General features: G+C 70.7%; 19 protein-coding genes and 1 pseudogene. 8 read left to right on the forward strand and 12 right to left on the reverse strand.

The genetic code is table 11. The annotated features are described in order from the left end of the window. Positions 1-25 precede the first annotated feature (25 nt). Both HW837_RS11900 and HW837_RS11905 read left to right on the forward strand, forming a co-directional pair. A complete protein-coding gene (locus tag HW837_RS11900) occupies positions 26-1,627 on the forward strand; it encodes an ABC transporter permease (protein WP_193379788.1) in 1,602 nt (533 codons plus the stop codon). Beyond that, positions 1,624-2,670, forward strand: a complete 1,047-nt coding sequence (locus HW837_RS11905; protein WP_193379787.1) for an ABC transporter ATP-binding protein — start codon at positions 1,624-1,626, stop codon at positions 2,668-2,670. The genes HW837_RS11900 and HW837_RS11905 overlap by 4 nt, the downstream gene beginning before the upstream one ends. Here the strand turns inward: HW837_RS11905 and HW837_RS48565 are convergent. The 4 genes from HW837_RS48565 to HW837_RS11925 all read right to left on the reverse strand — a co-directional run bounded on the left by HW837_RS48565 (position 2,637) and on the right by HW837_RS11925 (position 5,794). Continuing rightward, positions 2,637-2,897 (reverse strand): RraA family protein, encoded by a 261-nt coding sequence (locus HW837_RS48565; protein WP_313895491.1) that lies wholly within the window; start codon positions 2,895-2,897, stop codon positions 2,637-2,639. The genes HW837_RS11905 and HW837_RS48565 overlap by 34 nt on opposite strands. Before the next feature lie 163 nt (positions 2,898-3,060). Next, a complete protein-coding gene (locus tag HW837_RS11915; protein WP_045563084.1) occupies positions 3,061-3,453 on the reverse strand; it encodes a hypothetical protein in 393 nt (130 codons plus the stop codon). A 14-nt stretch (positions 3,454-3,467) separates the two neighbouring features. Then, positions 3,468-4,424, reverse strand: a complete 957-nt coding sequence (locus HW837_RS11920; RefSeq protein ID WP_045563085.1) for an FHA domain-containing protein — start codon at positions 4,422-4,424, stop codon at positions 3,468-3,470. Between the two features lie 152 nt (positions 4,425-4,576). Then, the gene (locus HW837_RS11925) at positions 4,577-5,794 is read right to left on the reverse strand and encodes an MFS transporter (RefSeq protein WP_045563086.1); all 1,218 of its coding nucleotides are present in this window, start codon (positions 5,792-5,794) and stop codon (positions 4,577-4,579) included. Positions 5,795-5,848: 54 nt separating this feature from the next. On the opposite strand from HW837_RS11925, the gene HW837_RS11930 reads away from it, so the two are divergent. Beyond that, on the forward strand, positions 5,849-6,589 hold the full coding sequence (locus HW837_RS11930) for an AraC family transcriptional regulator (protein ID WP_193379786.1): 741 nt from the start codon (positions 5,849-5,851) through the stop codon (positions 6,587-6,589). Between the two features lie 53 nt (positions 6,590-6,642). Here HW837_RS11930 and HW837_RS11935 read toward each other — a convergent pair whose 3' ends face one another. The 5 genes from HW837_RS11935 to HW837_RS11955 all read right to left on the reverse strand — a co-directional run bounded on the left by HW837_RS11935 (position 6,643) and on the right by HW837_RS11955 (position 11,921). Further along, positions 6,643-7,335, reverse strand: a complete 693-nt coding sequence (locus HW837_RS11935; RefSeq protein WP_196790545.1) for an HAD-IIA family hydrolase — start codon at positions 7,333-7,335, stop codon at positions 6,643-6,645. Between the two features lie 150 nt (positions 7,336-7,485). Next, positions 7,486-8,961 carry a biotin carboxyl carrier protein gene (locus HW837_RS11940; protein WP_193379785.1) on the reverse strand — a complete coding sequence of 492 codons (1,476 nt, stop codon included), beginning with the start codon at positions 8,959-8,961 and terminating at the stop codon, positions 7,486-7,488. Then, positions 8,954-10,318 carry an acetyl-CoA carboxylase biotin carboxylase subunit gene (locus HW837_RS11945; RefSeq protein ID WP_045563089.1) on the reverse strand — a complete coding sequence of 455 codons (1,365 nt, stop codon included), beginning with the start codon at positions 10,316-10,318 and terminating at the stop codon, positions 8,954-8,956. The genes HW837_RS11940 and HW837_RS11945 overlap by 8 nt, the downstream gene beginning before the upstream one ends. Next, on the reverse strand, positions 10,315-10,809 hold the full coding sequence (locus HW837_RS11950) for an acetyl-CoA carboxylase biotin carboxyl carrier protein (protein ID WP_045563090.1): 495 nt from the start codon (positions 10,807-10,809) through the stop codon (positions 10,315-10,317). The genes HW837_RS11945 and HW837_RS11950 overlap by 4 nt, the downstream gene beginning before the upstream one ends. Beyond that, positions 10,806-11,921 (reverse strand): PEP/pyruvate-binding domain-containing protein, encoded by a 1,116-nt coding sequence (locus HW837_RS11955; protein ID WP_193379784.1) that lies wholly within the window; start codon positions 11,919-11,921, stop codon positions 10,806-10,808. The genes HW837_RS11950 and HW837_RS11955 overlap by 4 nt, the downstream gene beginning before the upstream one ends. Before the next feature lie 102 nt (positions 11,922-12,023). Between HW837_RS11955 and HW837_RS50575 the strand changes: the two genes are divergently transcribed. Next, positions 12,024-12,680, forward strand: coding sequence for an IclR family transcriptional regulator C-terminal domain-containing protein (locus HW837_RS50575; RefSeq protein ID WP_196788851.1), 657 nt, complete (start codon positions 12,024-12,026; stop codon positions 12,678-12,680). Between the two features lie 13 nt (positions 12,681-12,693). After that, positions 12,694-13,403 (forward strand): annotated as a pseudogene (locus HW837_RS11965) (IS5 family transposase). Positions 13,404-13,453: 50 nt separating this feature from the next. Here the strand turns inward: HW837_RS11965 and HW837_RS11970 are convergent. The 3 genes from HW837_RS11970 to HW837_RS11980 all read right to left on the reverse strand — a co-directional run bounded on the left by HW837_RS11970 (position 13,454) and on the right by HW837_RS11980 (position 16,459). Further along, positions 13,454-14,167, reverse strand: coding sequence for an alpha/beta fold hydrolase (locus tag HW837_RS11970; protein WP_045563092.1), 714 nt, complete (start codon positions 14,165-14,167; stop codon positions 13,454-13,456). Positions 14,168-14,225: 58 nt separating this feature from the next. After that, on the reverse strand, positions 14,226-15,395 hold the full coding sequence (locus HW837_RS11975) for a hypothetical protein (RefSeq protein WP_045563093.1): 1,170 nt from the start codon (positions 15,393-15,395) through the stop codon (positions 14,226-14,228). 149 nt (positions 15,396-15,544) lie between these two features. Beyond that, on the reverse strand, positions 15,545-16,459 hold the full coding sequence (locus tag HW837_RS11980; protein ID WP_045563094.1) for a YncE family protein: 915 nt from the start codon (positions 16,457-16,459) through the stop codon (positions 15,545-15,547). A 1,100-nt stretch (positions 16,460-17,559) separates the two neighbouring features. Here HW837_RS11980 and HW837_RS11985 point away from each other — a divergent pair. The 3 genes from HW837_RS11985 to HW837_RS11995 all read left to right on the forward strand — a co-directional run bounded on the left by HW837_RS11985 (position 17,560) and on the right by HW837_RS11995 (position 19,153). Continuing rightward, complete coding sequence (locus HW837_RS11985; protein ID WP_159041001.1) at positions 17,560-17,877, forward strand: peptidoglycan-binding domain-containing protein; 318 nt, start codon at positions 17,560-17,562, stop codon at positions 17,875-17,877. A 98-nt stretch (positions 17,878-17,975) separates the two neighbouring features. Next, on the forward strand, positions 17,976-18,350 hold the full coding sequence (locus tag HW837_RS11990) for a peptidoglycan-binding domain-containing protein (protein ID WP_193379783.1): 375 nt from the start codon (positions 17,976-17,978) through the stop codon (positions 18,348-18,350). 41 nt (positions 18,351-18,391) lie between these two features. Next, the gene (locus HW837_RS11995) at positions 18,392-19,153 is read left to right on the forward strand and encodes a peptidoglycan recognition protein family protein (protein WP_045563096.1); all 762 of its coding nucleotides are present in this window, start codon (positions 18,392-18,394) and stop codon (positions 19,151-19,153) included. The last annotated feature ends 24 nt before the right edge of the window (positions 19,154-19,177 follow it).

Genomic DNA, 19,177 nt, shown 5'->3' on the forward strand with positions numbered 1-19,177 from the left:
GCCGGACGGAATCCGTGAGCGTGACGTGACCACAGTCCAGTCCGCGGCACGCCCGGGCGGAGCACCCGCTCCGTCCGGGCGCCGTCGTGTCCGTCTCATCAGCCGGGCCGGCGCCGGTCCGGGGCGCAGGCTCCCGCTGGTCCTGCTCGTCCCGGCCTGCGTCGCCGCCCTGTTCGCCCTGCTGCCGCTCGGCTACCTCGCCGTCCGCGCCCTCGAACGCGGGCCGGGCTACGCGTGGGACGTCGTCGCCGACGAACGCACCCTTCAACTCCTGGGCCGCAGCCTCGGTCTGGCGGCGGTCGTCGTAGCGGCCTGCCTGGTCCTGGGCGTCTCCCTGGCCTGGCTGACCGCGCGCACCACCCTTCCGGGGGCCCGTGTCTGGTCGGTGCTGGCGACCCTGCCCCTCGCCGTGCCCAGCTATGTCGCCGCCTTCGCCTGGCTGGCCGCCGTGCCCGAAACCTCGGGGTTCACCGGAGCCGCGCTCGCGCTGACCCTGGTGAGCTTTCCGTACGTCCACCTGCCCGTCGCCGCGGCGCTGCGCGGCATCGACCCGGCACAGGAGGAGGCCGCCCGCTCCCTCGGCCACGGGCCCCTGCGCACCTTCCTGCGGGTCACCCTCCCCCAACTCCGCCCGGCCGCCGCGGGCGGAGCGCTGCTCGTCGCGCTGTATGTGCTCTCCGACTTCGGCGCCGTGTCGCTCATGCGGTACGACACCTTCACCCGGGCCATCCACACCTCCTACCGCGCCTCCTTCGACCGCACCCCGGCCGCCGCGCTCAGCGTCGTGCTCGTGCTGATGACGGTCGCGCTGGTCGCCGCCGAGGCCCGTACCCGTGGCCGCGCCGGACACGCCCGCACGGGAGGCGGCACCGCACGGCCGGCCGGCCCGGTGCCGCTGCGACGCTGGCGGATCCCCGCCCTCGTCTGGTGCGCGGCCGTGGCGGCCGCCGCCGTCGCCTTCCCGCTCGCCACCCTCGGCTACTGGCTGGCCGTCGGCACCTCCGCGACCTGGGACCTCGACGCCCTCGCCCGGGCCGCGTCGGCCACCCTCGGCGTCGCCGCCGCCGGAGCCGCCCTCACCACGTTGCTCGCCCTGCCCGTCGGAGTGATCGCCGCACGACATCGCGGCCGCGGCGCCCGGCTGTTGGAGCAGGCGGCGTACGCGGGGCACGCGCTGCCCGGCATCACGGTCGCGCTCTCCCTGGTCTTCTTCGCCGTCCGCTACGCCTACCCGCTCTACCAGCAACTCCCGCTGCTGGTCTGCGCGTACGCCGTCCTGTTCCTGCCCGTCGCGGTGGCCGCCACCCGCGCCGCCGTCCTCCAGGCGCCACCCGTGCTGGAGGATGTGGCCCGCTCCCTCGGCCGATCGCCCCTGCGGGTCCTGCGCGAAGTGACCCTGCCGTTGGCCGCCCCCGGAGTGGCGGCCGGCGCCGCGCTCACCTTCGTGGTCTGCATGAAGGAACTGCCCGCCACCCTCCTGCTGCGCCCCACCGGCATGGACACCCTCGCCACCCGGCTGTGGACCGAGACCGGAGCCGGTTCCTTCGCGGCCGCCGCGCCCTACGCCGCCGCCCTCATCCTGCTCGCCGCCGTCCCCTCCTACCTCCTGGGCAGGCACCGCACATGAACGACCTCCACATCGCACAGCTCACCAAGTCCTACGGTCCCCAGGCACCCGTCCTCCAGGGGCTGGACCTCTCGGTGCCGGGCGGCTCGCTGGCCGCCGTGCTCGGACCGTCCGGCTGTGGCAAGACCACCCTGCTGCGCATCGTCGCGGGGTTCCTGCACGCCCACGCGGGCACGGTCACCGTGGGCGGGCGCACCCTGACCGGTCGCGGCGTCCACTTGCCACCGGAGCGGCGCCGCGTCGGCATCGTGCCGCAGGAGGGCGCGCTCTTCCCCCACTTGAGTGTGGCCCGCAACGTGGCCTTCGGCCTGACCGGACTCGACCGCGCCGAGCGGCGCCGTCGTACGGAGGAGATGCTCGACCTGGTCGGGCTCGCCGGGTACGGCGACCGGATGCCGCACGAGCTGTCAGGGGGACAGCAGCAGCGCATCGCCCTGGCCAGGGCGCTCGCTCCCCGCCCCGCCCTCGTCCTGCTCGACGAACCGTTCAACGCCCTCGACAGCGCGCTGCGCACCGGGGTCCGGGCCGACGTACGGGAGGCCCTGCGGGCGACCGGGGCCACGGCACTGCTGGTCACCCACGACCAGCAGGAGGCCCTGTCCACCGCCGACCTCGTCGCCGTCGTACGGCAGGGCCGCATCGCCCAGTGCGACACCCCGCAGAACCTCTACCGGAACCCCGCGGACGCATGGGTCGCCGGTTTCGTGGGCGACGCCGTACTCCTCCACGCGACCGTCGGCGATGGCGGCGCCACGGCCACCACACCCCTGGGCACCGTGCCGCTGGCCGCACCGCCGAACGGACAGCACGCCGGCACGGTCGTACTGCGCCCCGAACAACTGCGACTGACAGACCCGGGCGCCGCGGGGACCGTGCGGGGCACCGTGACCGACGTGTGCTTCTACGGCCACGACACCAAAGTGACCGTCGCCGTCCAGGGCCTCGACGGCACTGTGGACGTCCGCGTCGCAGGACCACTGGAGGTCGGCCCCGGTCAGGAGACCGGCATTCACGTGACCGGCGAGGCCACACTCCACACATAGGCCGTATCGGCCCCGGACACGCTCCGGGCTGAGTCTGCGCCACGTGGCGATGACAACCGCTCTGCCTCACCGTGCGTGCGGTCCTTGGAGCTCTTGCGCGGGATGGCGCCCAACGCCTTGATCCAGAGCCGGAGTCCGGCCAGCGCGGCGCTGTCGCGGACGGCGCCGTGCAGGATCAGGCCGGCCCAGCCGTTGTCCTGGGCGGAGGCGACGATGAGGGCAGGGATCCGCCGCCGTCGACGACGAGGACATGGCCGTCGCCGGGGGCGCGAGTAGGGCGGCCTGGTCGGGGGTGAGGGGACTGGTGGGCTGCCCCCTCAGGAGGAGGTGGAGTTCGGCGGTCGCCTCCAACTCCTCCTGAGGGAAGGCCCTCTGCGTCGGCCTCCCCCATCAGCCTGCGATCGCCCGCAAGATCGGCTCGCCTAGTGTGCCGAGCCAGCCCGCGAGCGCTCCGAGCGGCCCGATCAGTCCGGTGCCGGCCGTGACCAGCGCACCCGCCGAGGACAGCAGTTGGGTGATCCGGCCGAGCCGGCTCGCCACTGCCTCCCGGTCCGGCTCCGGCCGGGCGACCTCCTCGTCCAGCGAGTCCAGCTCGGCCCGCACCTCGGGCTCGATCGTCGGAGGCAACGACGTCCGCTCGATCGACGCCCTCAAGTCCCGGACCAGGCCGCGTACCTCCTGTCCGCCCGCCGTGAAGACGGCCGACTGGCCGTCGTGAACGGTCTGGTTCCCGGCGACGTTGTTGACCACGCCGCCCTGCTGGTTGCCGATGTTGAAGGCCATGGCTCCCCATCTCCTCAGCGCTGCCGCCGGAACGCCTGCCGCTCGGCATCCTCGAAGCGGCGGCGTCGGGACGTCGCCACGACGTGCAGAACGATCCCGATGACCATCAGGACCGTCCCGACAGCCGCCATCGCGAACCCGACCGCCCCTACCGGCACCCCGGCCACCTTCGGTCCGAGCAGCTCCGGGGATGAGTCGAAGTTCGAACTCCCCGACGAAAAATCGTCGTCGGCGCCGGAAATGAATCGAATGACCACCCAGCCGTAGATCCCGCCCCCGGCCAAAAACAGCAGGAAGCCGAACAGGATCAGGTGTCGCGCCCTGGTACGGGTCGCGGCGATCTCCTTGAAAAAGCTCTCGCGCTGCGCCTGCTGCACGTAGTTGTACTGGTCCCCGGCGATGTTGCTCAGCCGGTCGGCCTGCTGTCCTCCGATGTCGAACCGCCGCTCGCCGCCGGGCGGCGGCGTACGGCCGGCCTCGGGCGGTGCCTGACCGCCGGGCGGGCCGGCGGGTGGCGGCCCCGCGCCGGGAGCGCCGTGAGGCGTGGGCCCGGGCGCATGGGCGGGGCCCCAGCCCGGCATGGTGTCCGCGGTACCGCCCGGGGTGCCGTCGGCTCCGGGCTTCGGGGTCTGGACGGTCCGGTCGGCGGAGCGCCGCTCTTCGTAATGCACCTCCAGTGGCCCGAAATCCAGCACGTCGCCCGAGTGCAGCACCTGCTGCCCGAGCACCGGGTGACCGTTCAGCATGGTGCCGTTGGTGGAGGCGAGATCCTCGACGGTGGTCCGGCCCGAGGCCCGCCACACCACCGCGTGCCGTCGGCTGACACCCGGATCGCCCACCTGGATCCGGCAGTCGGAGTCCCGCCCGACCAGCATCGGCTGGTCGTCGAGGACGAAGACCCGGCCGCGCAGCCGGTCCGGGCGGTCGATCACGAGGTGCGGTAGGTCACGCTCTCGCAGAGGCGGGTCCATGGCACGACCTCCTGCCTTGGCGAAGCATCCGGCGTCGGGCGAAACGACTCGCTCGCCTATTCCGGTGATCCTCACCTTCCAGTAAAAGCCGATCGGCCCCGTCCTGCCACAGCGGACGGCCGGAACTCGGCAGTGCGTGGCCGCCGCCTCGGTCAGCCCTCCGATCCGACAGGCTGGTCTCCGCGACTCCGGGCATCGGTGTCTTCTCCCTGCGATGCGCTGGTGGTGGACAGGGACGGGAGGCGGGGCTCGGGCAGGGTTCGGAACAGCAGCCAGGCCAGTACGGGCATCAGGATGAGCGGGGTCAGGGCCGTCTGGAGTGACGTCCGGTCGGCCAACGTGCCGATGAGCGGGCTGATCAGGCCGCCGATGCTCACGGTGAGGCCGAGCGTGATGCCGCCGGCGGTGCCGACCCGCGAGGGCAGGTAGTCCTGGCCGAGGGTGACCTGGAGCGAGAAGGGGACGTACAAGCCGGCCGATGTCAGGGCGACGAACAGGTAGAGGGCCGGGCCCGGGACGAAGAGCAGTCCGGCGATCGACCCGGCTGTCAGCAGGTACGACCAGCGCGAAACCCGGACCCGGTCCCAGCGGTTGGCCAGCGCACCGCCGAGAACACTGCCCACCGCACCGCCCAGATACAGCAGGAGCAGTGCGGCCGTACCCGCGGCCCTGCTGCCGTCCATCCGCTCCGTGGCGTACAGCGAGATGAACGTGCCCAGGCCGATGAACGCGATGGAGCGGCACACCACGGCCAGGGAGAGCCGGACGAACGACGCGGTGTCGTCCCGGCCCGTCACCGGGGACCTGGCCGTGTCGGACAGCCGGGTCTCCAGTACCCGCAGCACGGGCAGACACAGCGCGGCACCGACCACTGCCGGCAGCAGGAGCAACGGTGTCAGCCGCAGCCCGCCGAAAGCGACGACAGCGGCGACCATGAGCGGGGCCAGCGCGAAGCCGAGGTTGCCGCCGAGCGAGAACCAGCCCATCGCGCTGTGGCTGCCGGCGCCGGCGACCCTGGCCACCCGCGCGGACTCCGGGTGGTACGCCGCCACTCCGATCCCGGAGACCGCCACCACCGCGAGCGTGACGGCGTAGGAGTCGCTCACCCCGCTCAGTGCGATGCCCAGGCCCGCGAGCAGGGTGCTGACCGGGAGCAGCCAGGACACGGTCCGGCGGTCGGTGAGTACGCCGAAGACCGGCTGTGCCACCGAGGACAGTACCGAGGCCGCGAGCACGATGCCCGAGGCGGCCGCGTAGCTGTACGCGCGCTCGGCGACGAAGTAGGGCACGAGGGCGGCGACGGCCCCCTGATAGACGTCGACACAGCCGTGCCCGACGGAGAGCAGAGTGATCGAGAGGTTTCTTCTCACCTCGTCATCCTGCGCGGCGCTCGACGCGTCGCGCTTCCGATAAACTGCCAGACAATGTCGGAAGTCCGCCATACACCCGTGGCCCCCACCCGCACGCAGCGACTGGCCTCCGGTGGGGAGGTCGAAGCGCACCGGCACGACGATCATCAGATCGTCTACGCGGGCCGTGGAGTACTGACGGTCACCACCGGCGCCGGTTCCTGGGTCGCCCCGGCGAATCGCGCCATCTGGGTCCCGGCCGGCACCGTTCACGCCCATCAGGCGCACGGTGAACTCGAATTGCACCTGGTGGGACTCCCCCCGCCGGAGGACCCGCTGCACCTGGACACGCCGACCGTGCTCGGGGTGAGCCCGCTGTTGCGCGAGCTGATCATCACCTATACCGCCACCGAGGACGACAACAGCCCGCAACGGACGCGGCTGCGCGCGGTGCTTCTCGACCAGCTGCGGATCTCGGTGCAGCAGCCCCTGCACCTGCCCACCCCGAGCGGTCCGCTCCTGCGAACGGTCTGTGACCTCCTTCGGACCGACCCCTCGGACAACCGCACGCTCGCCGCCCTCGGCCGGGAGGTCGGAGCCAGCGACCGGACCCTCTCACGCCTGTTCAGCAAGGATCTGGGGATGACCTTCCCCCAGTGGCGCACCCAGCTGCGCTTGCATCGCGCCCTGATCCTGCTGGCCGAACAGACCCCGGTGACCGAGGTCGCGCACCAGTGCGGATGGTCGTCCCCCAGCGCCTTCATCGACGTTTTCCGCCGCGCGTTCGGTCACACACCGGGCACGCATTCACGGTGACCAGGTGCTTGGCCGGCCTCCCCCGACGCGCTCTGCCGACGATGCTGGTGTGGTCAAGCGGTCGCAGGCAGCAGGTCGAGGAGTTCGCCGACGCCGGCAAGGGTGAGATGCGGTCTCTGCTCGGTCGGCAGGGTGGTGTAGCGGTCTGCTGGGTGAATGCCGGTGGTCACCGCGATGGCGACCGCGTCGGCGCGGCGGGCCATCGCCATCTCCAGTTCCGGGTCGTCCCCGACGACGGCGAGGTCCCGCGGGGCGGTGTTCAGCCGGCGCGCGGCGCAGTGCAGGCCGGTGAGCGAGGGCTTGCCGACGATCTGTTCGGTGACGCCCGTGACACTGGTGATCATGGCGCAGACGGCCCGGGAGGTCCCCAGCGCCCGGCCGTCGGAGCTGGCGAAGAACACCGACTGTGAGCTGCTGTACAGGGTGGCGCCGCCGAAGACCGCGTGGCAGGCGGCTTCCAGGTCGTCCATGGTGAACTCGCGGTACCAGCCGACCAGTACGGCGTCGGCCTCCGGCTTGCCCCTGGGTTCGACGACCGTGATGCCGGCCTGGCGCAGGGGCGCCTTGAGACCGTCGCCGCCGAGCACCAGCACGCGGCGGTGCCCCATGGCCACGAAGTGGTCGACGGCGCTGGTCGTGGGAGTGAGCATGGCGTCGTCGGACAGATCGAAGCCGATACGACGCAGCGCCTCGGCGTAGTCCTCGGGCGTGCGGGTGGTGCCGTTGGTGAGGACGACCCAGGGCAGGCCTCGGGCCGTGAGGGCGGCGTGAGTCCCAGGGCTCCGGGGAGGGGGGTGAGCCCGTGGTTGCGCCGGTCGCCCAGGACGAGAGTGCCGTCCATGTCGAAGACGACGCCCCGGACGGCCCCCAGACGGTCGGTCAGGTCGGCGGTCACGTCAGCCGTTTCGGCGGTCACGGTGCAGCTCCAGTCGGAAGTCGGGCCGGTCAAGGATCAGTTCGGGTGTCGCCGTTCGGGTACGCAGGCCGTCGAGCAGATCGAGCACCGGTTTGACATCGGGGTTGTCGTGCCGCCGGGCCGGGCCGGCCGCCGCCATGGCGTCCACCTGCTCGGCGGGCATGGTGGCCCGCAGGAGCAGTTCCTCGTCGCTGATGCCGCGCGGGAACCGCCGCCGCAGTTCGGCGACGGTGGGCGGGGGCGGTTCCTCGGCCAGTTCCCTGGCCCTCGGCCGGCCGAGGATACGGTCGGCGACATCCGGGTCCACGGGGGCGGTGGGTCTGCCGAAGCTGCCCAGCACGTACCGGATCACCTGGTCGGACACGTTCTCGTAGCGTTCGGTGCCGATGACGTTGTACAGGGCCTGGGTGCACACCATCTGAGGGAAGGGGGTCACCATGATGGGGTGGCCGAGTTCGGCGCGTACCCGGGTCACCTCCTCGATGACCGCGTCGAAGCGGTCGCCGAACCCCAGTTCGTCGAGCTGTCGGTGCAGGGTGGTCACGACGCCGCCGGCCACCTGGTGGCGCATGAACGCCGCGTCGTAGTCCCGGGGACCGCCGAGGGGCAGCCCCTCGGCCGCCGCCATGCGGTGGAAGTAGCCCGCGACCACGCCCAGCAGCCTGTCGTCGATGTCCACGGTGTGCCCGAGCTCGCGCAGATTGGCCACCACCTGCTGGGCGTCGGGCAGGGACGTGCCGCCCGCGAGGGCCCCGCAGGCGACCTGGAGGGCCTGCACACCCAGGTCGGCGGCCTTGAGATAGGTCAGGCCCGGCAGGCCGATCGTGCAGTGGGAATGCAGCTCCAGCGGTGTGTCCGCGAGGTTGCTCAGGACGGCCGGGACCAGTGTGGCGGCGCGTTCCGCGGTCAGCAGTCCGCCGGGGTCCTTGATGTAGACACGGTCGATGTCCGGGCAGGCGGCCATCTGCGTGGCGAGGGAGCCGTAGTGGGCGTCGTCGTGCACGTCGCTGACGGTGTAGGTCAGTGCCCCGACGATCTCGGTGGCGCCGGCCGCCCGGATCATCCGCGCGGACGCGCGTACGGCGTCCATGTCGTGCATGGGGTCCAGGACGACGTACCGGGTGACGCCGTTGTCCACCAGCCGGTCGTAGGCCAGTTGCATGAAGTCGGGGTGCGCGACCTCCCACGAGATGAAGCGCAGTCCCGTGCCGATGAACTGCAGGGGCGTGTTGGGCATGGCGCGGTGCGTCAGGCGTATCCGCTCCCACGGGTCCTCGCGGTGGGTGCGCACCGCCATGCCCATGTGCGTGCTGGAGGTGTAGTCGAGGGCGCGGAAGCCGACCCGGTCCAGCACCGGCGCGATCTGGAGGATCTTGCCGGTGTCAAGGCCGGTGGCGCTCCACATGCTCTGGTTGCCGTCGCGCAGCGACACGTCGACGAGTTGGATGTCAGCCACGGTCGCTCCCCACGGGATGGTCCCGCAGGAAGCGGGTGAACCAGGCGGTGTCCACGCCGCCTTCGGCGAAGTCGGCCTCCGCCAGCACCTCTTGGTGCAGAGGGACATTGGTGCTGACCCCGTCGACCGTGCACCGGGCGAGGGCGCCCCGCAGCCGCACCAGCGCGTCGGCGCGGTCCCGGCCGTGGACGATCAGTTTCGCGAGGAGGGAGTCGTAGTACGGCGGCACACTCGCGCCCGCCTGGAGGTGTGTGTCGACGCGTATGCCGTCACCGAGCGGCCAGACCGCCTCGGTCACGGTGCCCGGGCTCGGTCGGAAGCCGTGGGCCCAGTCCTCGGCGTTGATCCGGCACTCGATGGCGTGACCGGTGAAGGACACGTCGGCCTGGCCGAAGTCGAGCGGTCGCCCTTCGGCGACGGCGAGTTGATCGGCGACGAGGTCCCGTCCGGTGATGGCCTCGGTTACCGGGTGCTCGACCTGGATGCGCGCGTTCATCTCCAGGAAGTAGAACGTGCCCCGGTCGACGTCGACGAGGAACTCGACCGTGCCGAGCCCCCGGTACTCCAGGTGCTTGCCGAGGGCCACGGCGGCGCGGTGCATCTCCTCGCGCAGGACCGGATCGAGGGCGGGCGTGGGCGCCTCCTCGATCAGCTTCTGGTAGCGGCGCTGCACGGAGCAGTCCCGGGTGCCGAGATGGACGACGTTCTCGCCGTCGGCGATGAGCTGCACCTCCACATGGCGCCCGGTGGAGACGAACCGTTCGAGGTAGACGCGGGGATCGCCGAAGGCGGCGCCCGCCTCCGCCACGGCCAGGTCGACGGTGGCGGCCAGGTCCGCCGGATCGTGCACCTGCTTCATGCCCCGGCCGCCGCCCCCGCCGACCGCCTTGATCAGCAGCGGGAAGCCGATCTCGGCCGCCAGCCGGGGCGCGTCGGACGTGTCCTCCAGCGGCCCGCCGGGCACCACGGGCAGCCCGGCCGCGACGGCATGTCGACGGGCCTCCAACTTGTCTCCCACGGCGGCCAGTTGTTCCACGGTGGGGCCGATGAACACGATGCCCGCGTCGGCGCAGGCCCGGGCCAGGCGCTGGTTCTCGGAGAGGAAGCCGTAGCCGGGATGGACGGCGTCGGCACCGGCGGTTCTCGCCGCCGCGAGTACGGCGTCCACGTCCAGGTAGCCGGCCGAGGGCGGGGCGGGGCCGAGGCGCACCACCCGGTCCGCCAGCCGGGCCGGTACGGAGTCGAGATCGGCGTCCGAGGCCGCAAGCACCGCCTCGATGCCGAGTCTCTGGCAGGTGCGCAGGATGCGCAGGGCGATCTCGCCCCGGTTGGCGATCAGGACACGTCGCAGGATCACGGTGCCGCTCCTGTCGCCTGCGGGTCGATGTACATGAGCACAGCGCCCTGTTCGGCGAACTCGCCGTCGCCCACGGGGATCTCAGTCACGATGCCGGACGCTCCCGCGTACACGGAGTTCATCAGTTTCATCGTCTCCACGATCGCGACGACCGTGGTCTCGGTGACCTCGTCCCCGATCTCGACGAAGGGGGCCGCCCCGGGTTTCGGCGACCGGTAGAAGGCGCCGGGCAGAGGTGTTCGCACCTCGGTCAGGCCCGCGCGGGCGGCTTCCGCCTGCTTCTTCGGAGCAGCCGTGTCGTGGGCGGCGGCAACCGCGCGGCCGTCGACCAGCACCGGCTCGGCCGTCGTCCGCGTGGACTGCGTCCACTCGCCGTCGTCGTCGCGGCGCAGCGACAGCTCGAACCTGCCGGTGCGCAGATGGAGGCGGTCGACGTCCATTCCGTCGATGATCCGCAGGATGTCCTGGACGTCCTCGCCGGTCAGGTTCACTTCGTGCCCCCACCGACACCGGAGCCACCGACGCCCGAGCCGGCGCCGCCGAGCAGCGACAGCACATGGTCGAACGCCCTGGCCTTCGGTACGGCCGCCGGAGCCTTCTCCCGGCTCGCCCAGACGGTTTCGGGACGGCTCCGGAGCAGGAAGATGTGGTGGCCTGGGACGAGGTTGCGGGAGATCGCCCACTCGATGTCCTGCGGGGTGCCGTAGTGGGCTTCGACCTGCCGGCCGAGCCGTACGAGTTCGTGGATCTCCTCGTCGGACAGACAGGGCTCGTCGCGAAGGTATTCCGGCACGTCCTCCTCCAGCACCCCCGACCCGCCGGGGTCCATCCGGTGCTGTCGCAGCTTCGCGGAGACGGTGCGGGAGCAGATGTCGCCGGTGACCTTGCCGATGACGTACTTGTCGGGTGTCACGTCACCGCTGACGAGAGCCGATCCCAGGCCCCAGGAGCCTTCCAGGGCGACGACCGAGCGGTCGCCGGTGAGTGGGCTGCGGGTGAACATGACGCCGGCGCAGCGCGGGTCGATCATGCGCTGGACGACGACGGCCATGGCGAGGTCGTGCTCCGGCAGGCCGAGGCGGCGTCGATAGCTGACCGACTCCACGCTGTAGAGGCTGGCCCAGCAGCGGCGGACGTGTTCGACGAGGGAGGCCTCCCCGCGCACCCACAGATAGGTGTCCTGCAGTCCGGCGAAGCTGGCGTCCTCGGCGTCCTCGCTGGTGGCGCTGGACCGTACGGCGACGGGGGCGGGCTCGCCGGGGGTGTCGGATTCGCTGTCCAGCTCCCGGTAGGGCGCGCGGATCGCCGCGGCCACGTCCTGGGGCAGGTCGGCCGACTCGATGCGTTCCCTGATCGGCGCGACCGCGCGGGTGATCGCCTCGGTGTCCTGCGCGTCCAGCGCCTCGACGGCGGTGCGGATCTCACCGCCCGGATCGAGAGCGGTGAGGAAGGCCTCGAAGGCAGCGGTGGTCACGACATAGCCGGGCGGCACGGGGGCGCCGGCGAAGGTGAGTTCGCCGAGGCCGGCGCCCTTGCCGCCGACCGTGGGCCGGTCCGTCAGCCGGAGTTCCGCGAACGGGCGGGCGAAGGGTGTCGTACTCATGGTGTGGTGTCTCCCGCGCTCAGTCGAGGTTGGTGAACCAACAGCCCCAAGGCGTACTTCGACGAGGTCGTCCCCGTCGCGCCCATCGGCTTCCGTTCCCACATGCTGCTCGGCGCCTCGGGCCGGGCCTACATCTCCTTCTGCACCGAGCGGGAGCGCGAGACGGTCCTGCGCCGCCTTCGCGAACACGACGCTCCCGGCAACGCGTACGCCCACGACCCGGGCTGGCTGCGGCGCCTGCTGGCGACCACCCGGTCCCGCGGCTACAGCGCACGCGCACCGGAGTACGACTTCGACGGCCGCAACTCGATCGCCGTGCCGATCCGCCTCCACGGGCAGGTTCCTGGGATGCGTCAACGTCACCTGGCGCAAGACGGTCATGTCGGCGCAGGAAGTGGCACGGCGCCACCTGGACGACCTTCAGACCGCGGTGCGTCGGATCGAAGGGCGGGCTTCGGCGGCCGCCGCCCCCTCACGACACGGTGCCGTCGGCGACGAGAGCTGAGGAGGCCGCCCGCCCGACCGTCCTCCGCCCACGCATCACCGCAGGGTCTGTGCGGCAGGCCGGCCCCTGGCAGCACGGGTGTACTTGTGCACGGTGCGCCGGTTCCGGCCGAGTGCACGGACGATCGCGCTGACACGGCGGCCCGTGCGGGCGTGTTCGCAGTCCCGCCAGGCGATCGTGGCAGTGACCGGCCATGCCCCGCCCGCGGCCCAGCGGAGCTAGGCCGTGTATCGAAAGTAGATCTTGAGCTGTGAATGATCATGGTTCATGGCGCGGGGGGATCTCACGGACGAGCAGTGGGCAGTGCTGGCGCCGTTGTTGCCGAAGGGGAGGAAGCAGGGGCGGCCGCCCGTCTGGTCCCGGCGGCAGTTGATCGACGGCATACGGTTCAGAGTCCGGACTGGAGTTCCGTGGCGGGACGTCCCCGTCGAGTACGGGCCGTGGGGCCGGGTCTACGACCTGTTCCGCCGGTGGCAGCGGAACGGCGCTTGGCACCGGATCCTCACCCGCCTCCAGTCCCTGGCCGACGCGAAGGGCGCGATCGTGTGGGACCTGAGCGTCGACTCCACGGTGTGCCGCGCCCATCAGCACGCGGCCGAGGCCCGCAAGCGGGGCGACCTGCAGAAGGAATCGCCGGGCGGCATCTTCAACGAGCCCCATGATCACGGGCTGGGAAGATCACGCGGCGGCTTCACCACCAAGCTGCACCTGGCCGTCGAACAGAGTCAGAAACCCATGTCGATCGTGCTCACGGCAGGACAGCGCGGGGACTCGCCGCAGTTCGAACCCGTGCTGAAGCTCGGATCCCGCGGCGGCCGGCCCCCGCACTTCGACCCGGCCGACTACCGCGAGCGCCACGCGGTCGAGTGCGGATCAACCGTCTCAAGAGGAACCGTGCTGTCGCCACCCGATACGACAAGCTGGCGGTCCGCTACGAGGCGACCGTCCTCATAGCGGCCATCGGCGAATGGCTATAACCAGCGCACATCAAGCGCGTCCAAACCAGCCCGCAGGCATAAAGGTGCTCTCACTCCACAGCAGCATTGAGGAGGATCTGCGCCAGCTCGCGCGGCTGGGAGAACATCGGCCAATGGCCGGTGTCCATCTTGGCCAGCCGCCAGTGCTTGCTGGTCAGCAGCTCGGCCACATCTTCGTCGGGCTCGGCGTCGTCGGGCTCGGCCCCCGGCATCACGCACAGGATGTACGTCGCCGGAAGTTCACCGAGCGGCCCCGCCAGCACAGCGGGCTCGGTCAGCGTGGCACCTGGGTGAGGCGTCGCGCCACGCACGAGGCGTGCGATCTGCTCATCGGTGAGACCTTCGCCGTCGTAGTGAGCAGCTGGCGCGGGCGGCCAGAACCCCCCGTTCTCGGCGATCGATGCTTTCACTGCCGCCCCGCCGTCCGGCCAGGCGGAGACAAACGACCTGCCGTCAGTGGGAACACTTGAGTCGACGAACACCACGCGGGTCAGTCGGTCACCGATCCGCTCCGCGGCCTGACCGACCGGGATGCCCGAGTAACTGTGACCCACAAGAACCACGTCACGCAGACCCTGGCGTTCCACCTCGGCAACGATGTCCTGGACGTGAGTCGCTTGCCCTGCCGGTACACCCCGCTTGTCAGCGAGACCGGACAGCGTCAACGGATAGACGCCGTGGCCAGCCGCACGCAGATACGGCACCACCTCGCCCCACGCCCACGCCCCGAGCCGTGCACCGGCAACCAGCACGAAATTCACCATGCCCGCACCGTAGCCGGGCAGCTTGACGATCTTCTAGGAAATACTTTCGATACAGGCCCTAGGAGACTCCGCCGGGGTCGGCGGTGAGGACGCGGCCCCGGATCGTGGTGTCGCCGCCGGCCGCCATGTCCGCCCACGACAGGAACACGGTGTCGGGCGAGCCGTTGCCGAACAAGGCAGCGGCACTGAGGTGGAAGCGGTTGCCGTCGGTACCGGAGCTGACCGTGGCCTTCGGTCCGATCTCCAGCTGGGTGTCCGAGCAGAGCTGGGCCATCACGGTGGGAACGGTCACGACGGTGTCCGCGCTCTTCTCCACCCAGGCCAGCACGAACCTCCCGCCCGGAAGGGCCGTCAGCGCCGGAGAGGTGCGGTTGAAGTGCTTCGGTGAGCCCGCTGAAGCGCTGATGACGACGCCCTCCGCCGCCGGGTCGATGACAGCGGCCGAGACCGTGCTCTGGAGGACTCCGAGGTCGCTGTTGACCGTCGGTCTGATGTGCGCGGCGACAAAGCGCCTGTTGTCGAGGCCGGTCAGCGCGCCGCGCCCCGTGAAGCCCGCGATGTTGGGGTGCTTCTCGCCGGTCCGGGGGGTTCCGTCGAATCCGAAGACTCGGTAGATGAGTCCGCCGCCGCCCACAGGTCGGCCGTCCGTCCAGGCCACGACGTAGTCCCCGTCGCTCAGGAGCGTCACGGACGCATCGGTGTGGAAGGCCGCAGTGGTGTTCACGGCGATCTCCGGGCCCGCCTTCTGTCCTTCGGGGGTGAAGCGCTGCGCGCGTACGCGCTGCTCCATCGAGGCGCCCGTCCAGGTGACCAGGCAGCCGCCGTCGATCATCCGCGTGACCGTGGGCGGGAACCGTGGGTCGATGTCGGCGGTGCTGACCTGGACGGGCGGCCCGGCGGGCTGCCCTCCGGCGAACCGGCGCAGCACCACCGCGGGCATCGGCGGGGGCAGGTTGAAGGGTTGCTCGATCCATGCCGCGAAGGTGGCGCTCCCCACGGAGTCCACGAAGGGCCACCGGCGGTTCGTGTTACCGCCGGGCGGGCTCGCCACGCTGGCGAGGAACTCCGTACCGACCTTCGTGCCGGCGAAGTCGAGCCGCTGTCCCTTGATGTCCGCGGCGGCGTCGTCCGCCCAGAGCGCGGTGAACTGGCCACTGGTGTTCAGCGCGTCGGCGCACGGTTGCGACTGGCCTCCTACGAGAGACGTGTTCACGACGAAGTCACCCATGATCGTCCTCCGGTTCCTGAGGGGGCATGGTGGGGCTGATGTGTGTGGTCGGGCTGATGTGTGTGGCCGGGCTGATCTGTGTGGTGTGGCTTACGCGCTTGGTGGGCCTGAGGCAGGACCCTCCGGCGGGGCGGGGCCGGCGCCGTCCGTCAACCATCTGCGGGGGCGAGGACCGAGACGGTACCGTCGGCCTCGTTGGCCACATACACATGCATGCTGTGCGGCTCGTAGGCCACGCCCGCCGCAGCGGACCCGGCGTGGACGGTGGCGGCGACGCTGTGGGATGCGGCATCGATGATCGTCAGCGTGCCGTCCGTATGGCTGACGTGGACATCGCCCCGAGGGTTCAGCGCCACGTCGATCGGGGGTGCGACGACATCGACGTCGTGGACGCCGCCGGTGGTCGTATCGATCACGGACACCGTGTGGGAGCCGGAGTTCGCGACGTACACGCGGTCCCGCTCGATGTCGATGGCGATGCCGGTGGGGCGCTGCCCCACGGGGATGGTCACGGGGAACTCGCCGGCCTCGGGGGTGAGCATGGAGACGGTGTCGAAGTCGGGTCGGGTGACGTACAAGTGGTGGTGGAAGGGATGGAGGGCGACCCCGAGGGCACCGGGTACGTCGATGAAACCGCCCAGCTGGGGCGGGGTGCTGCTGGTGTGGATCACCGCGATACGGCCGACGGCGCGGAAGGTGGCGTAGGCGCGGCTCGCGAAGTGGTCGACAACCACCCTCGTCGTGTCGGGTGCTGAAGCGGGCGGCACGCCTGTGGCGATCGTGTTGGTGGCGGTGTTCAACCTGTCGATGACCGAGACGGCGCCGCCGCCGTTGGCGACGTAGGTGCCGAACTGCGGGTCGATCGCCACACTTTGCGGGGCGATTCCGACCTGGATGGTCTTCTTGACGGTGTCGGTCGAGGAATTGATCACCGACACGGTGTTGTCACCGCTGTTGGTGACGAATACCTGGTTGTTGCCGTCGGCGGCGAGCCCGACGGGCTTCGCCCCCACCGGGATGATGCCGACGACGTGCAGGGCCTGGGCGTTGGATGTGTCACTCATCGCACGACTCACGTCCGTTGTGGTGGTCTGGACGATTCAGCTGTGCCGACGGCGCGCGTACACGAAGGTCCCCGGCACCGAATTCCCTGGAGCCCGCACCACGAGTCAATCCCAGTATCCCAACGGTCGTCGAGCACGGCATCCCGGGGATGACGACGCCTCTCCGACAACACCGGGTGATCAGCCGGGGGTCGGACGAGCCTGGCGCCCGCAGCTCGTCGTCCTGTCGGAGGGCGACGAGCTGACGGCCTCGGACGTCGAGGCGGAGTGGAGTACGCGCCTGCGACGCACTCTGCTGGGCGATCCGGCCACCGCCTCCCAACTCCAGCCGGTGCTGGACGAATTGATGCTGGTCGGGTCGGCCGGCAGATCGCGACTGTCCACACCACGATCACCTTCGGCACGTCTCCTCAACCCGGTGGGTCAAGTAGGTCGGTGGTTCGGCGTGCTCTATTGGATCTGTTGGTGCCGCGGACGATGGGCGCGCTGGAGCAATGGCTCCGGCCGCACACCAACGGGAGAGACATGAATCCGCTGAGGAGCCGTCGGGTACGAGCGTGGGGCCGCGTCCCCGCAGATGCAGTTCGCGGTCCTCGCTGTAGTCGACCTCCAGCACGGGACACCGCCAGCGCATGCACGGCCCCAGCCCGGCCGGGAGACCATCGGTGCCGCCGTCGAGCAGGGCGCGGACGGATCGGTCGGCGTCGACGTGTCCCGTATGTGATCGCTGTGCGGAAGGATCGCGACGTCGCAGTAGGTCCGGACCGTCCGGACGATGGATACGGAGCATGCAACTCTCCTCGCTGAGCTGGGTATTTGCGCTCGGACGCAAAGGCATGTCGACGCCGCACAGGACATGACAAGGTTCTCCTCGGCAACTTCGACAGGGGAGGAACCAGTGAACGGTTTATCCGTGTTCGGTACGTGGGCATGACGGGGCGCGGTCACCGCCGCGGCGGTCATGCCGACGGGAGTGGGGCTGGCGCCGTCGGCGCGGGCGAGGGTGTCCCGGGGCGGCATATACGGCTCCGGAGTGGTGACGGACGACTGGGGGACGCTGGGGCCGCCTCTCCACCACGAGCAACTCGCACAACGTCGTGGTGGGCCTCTGGCAGTCCATCCTGATAGCCGACGATTACCTGCCGGGAGGCAGTGCCGACTGCTATTCCGGGCCCAACACCAAAGCGGCGACGATCAGATGGCGGGACGACCGCAACCTCGGTGCTGACGGGATCGTCGGCCCGCTGACGTTCGGCAGGGCGGACAACAACCTCAACTGGGTCGGGTCCGAAATCCGGTACGCCGGAAGCGATCTGAACCTCTACAACATGCACCGGACGACTTCCGGCCGGTGGTACGCCGACGGTGGCGGCAGCACGGTCTGCTTCAGCTGCACCAGCACCAACGGTTGCCCCTGACCTCCGACCGACGGGCCCCGCCCGCCACCGGATCGTGGCCGCCCGGACCTGTCGCCCTGCCCGGCACCATGGCCGCCACTCACCTTGGAGAAGACATCGTGCGCACCCGCACCCACCGCTTGGCCCTCGCCTTCGGCACCGTCGTACTGGCCGCCGGGGGGCTGCTGACCGGCGCCCCCACGGCGAGTGCCGCGGCGGCCGAGACCTACTGCGACCACATCGACGATTCCGCTCGCCCCACGGTCCGCCCCGGGGACACGGGGGACGCTGTCCGCCAGGTGCAGTGCCTCATCAACTTCTACAGCAAATACTCCAACTGGCTTGAGGAAGACGGAGGTTACGGCCCGAAGACACTGGAGGGCGTGCACTGGGTGCAGACCTGCAACGCCACCACCGGCGGTGCGGACGGCGTCGTCGGCCCCAGCACGTGGTCCGCCCTCTACACCCCCAAGCCCGCCTGCGCCCTCTCGTGACAGCCGCATCCCGCGGATCCACCCGACAGGAAGACCACACCATGACTACCTCGGACTTCCACGGCTCCCGAAACACGGTACGGACGGCCCCACCCGTCTCCCGACGTGTGTTCCTCGGCGCCCTCGGAACCGCCGCCGCGCTCAGCGCCGTGCCGCGTCCGCCCGCCGCGGCGGCTGCCACGTCCGCTGCCTACCCGTTGCTGACCCGTGCGCAGTGGGGCGCGGACGAGAGACTGCGTTTCGCCGCCGACGGCACCGAGATCTGGCCGCCGCAGTACTACCCCGTCCAGACGATCAGTGTTCACCACACCGGCGACAACATCTACAACCCGGATCCGGCCGCCTGGATCCGCTCGCTCTACCGCACCGATGTGCAGGTCGACGGCTACGGCGACATCGGCTACAACTACCTGATCGACGAGAACGGCCGGGTGTACGAGGGGCGTTGGTCCGGAACCGACGGTACGGTCGCGCATGATGCCGCGGGACGGCTCGTCACCGGGGCGCACATCCGGGAGTACAACACCGGAAACATCGGCATCGTGCTGCTGGGCACACTGATCGACACGCCCGCGTCGCCCGCCGCGCGCAACGCGCTGGTCCAGCTCCTGGCCGACCTCGCCGCGCGGCACTCGATCGCCCCCTTGGGCAAGGTGGTCTACCGCAATCCCGTCAGCGGGGTCAGCCGGCCCGCGCCGGCCATCGGCGGGCACCGCCACTGGGCGGACACCACCTGCCCGGGCACGCTGTTCACCGCCATGCCGGGCATCCGTGAGGAAGTCGCCGCCTTGATCGCCGGTTGACGCGTCGTCGTCGAGCCACTGCCT

This window comes from Streptomyces caniscabiei, from assembly GCF_014930365.1.
Classification (GTDB): domain Bacteria; phylum Actinomycetota; class Actinomycetes; order Streptomycetales; family Streptomycetaceae; genus Streptomyces; species Streptomyces caniscabiei.

Coding starts and splice junctions, on each gene's coding strand:
- HW837_RS11905 (WP_193379787.1), top strand. CDS start 1,624: ATGAACGACCTCCACATCGCACAGCTCACCAAGTCCTACGGTCCCCAG.
- HW837_RS11915 (WP_045563084.1), bottom strand. CDS start 3,453: ATGGCCTTCAACATCGGCAACCAGCAGGGCGGCGTGGTCAACAACGTC.
- HW837_RS11920 (WP_045563085.1), bottom strand. CDS start 4,424: ATGGACCCGCCTCTGCGAGAGCGTGACCTACCGCACCTCGTGATCGAC.
- HW837_RS11930 (WP_193379786.1), top strand. CDS start 5,849: ATGTCGGAAGTCCGCCATACACCCGTGGCCCCCACCCGCACGCAGCGA.
- HW837_RS11955 (WP_193379784.1), bottom strand. CDS start 11,921: ATGAGTACGACACCCTTCGCCCGCCCGTTCGCGGAACTCCGGCTGACG.
- HW837_RS50575 (WP_196788851.1), top strand. CDS start 12,024: ATGCTGCTCGGCGCCTCGGGCCGGGCCTACATCTCCTTCTGCACCGAG.
- HW837_RS11970 (WP_045563092.1), bottom strand. CDS start 14,167: ATGGTGAATTTCGTGCTGGTTGCCGGTGCACGGCTCGGGGCGTGGGCG.
- HW837_RS11975 (WP_045563093.1), bottom strand. CDS start 15,395: ATGGGTGACTTCGTCGTGAACACGTCTCTCGTAGGAGGCCAGTCGCAA.
- HW837_RS11980 (WP_045563094.1), bottom strand. CDS start 16,459: ATGAGTGACACATCCAACGCCCAGGCCCTGCACGTCGTCGGCATCATC.
- HW837_RS11995 (WP_045563096.1), top strand. CDS start 18,392: ATGACTACCTCGGACTTCCACGGCTCCCGAAACACGGTACGGACGGCC.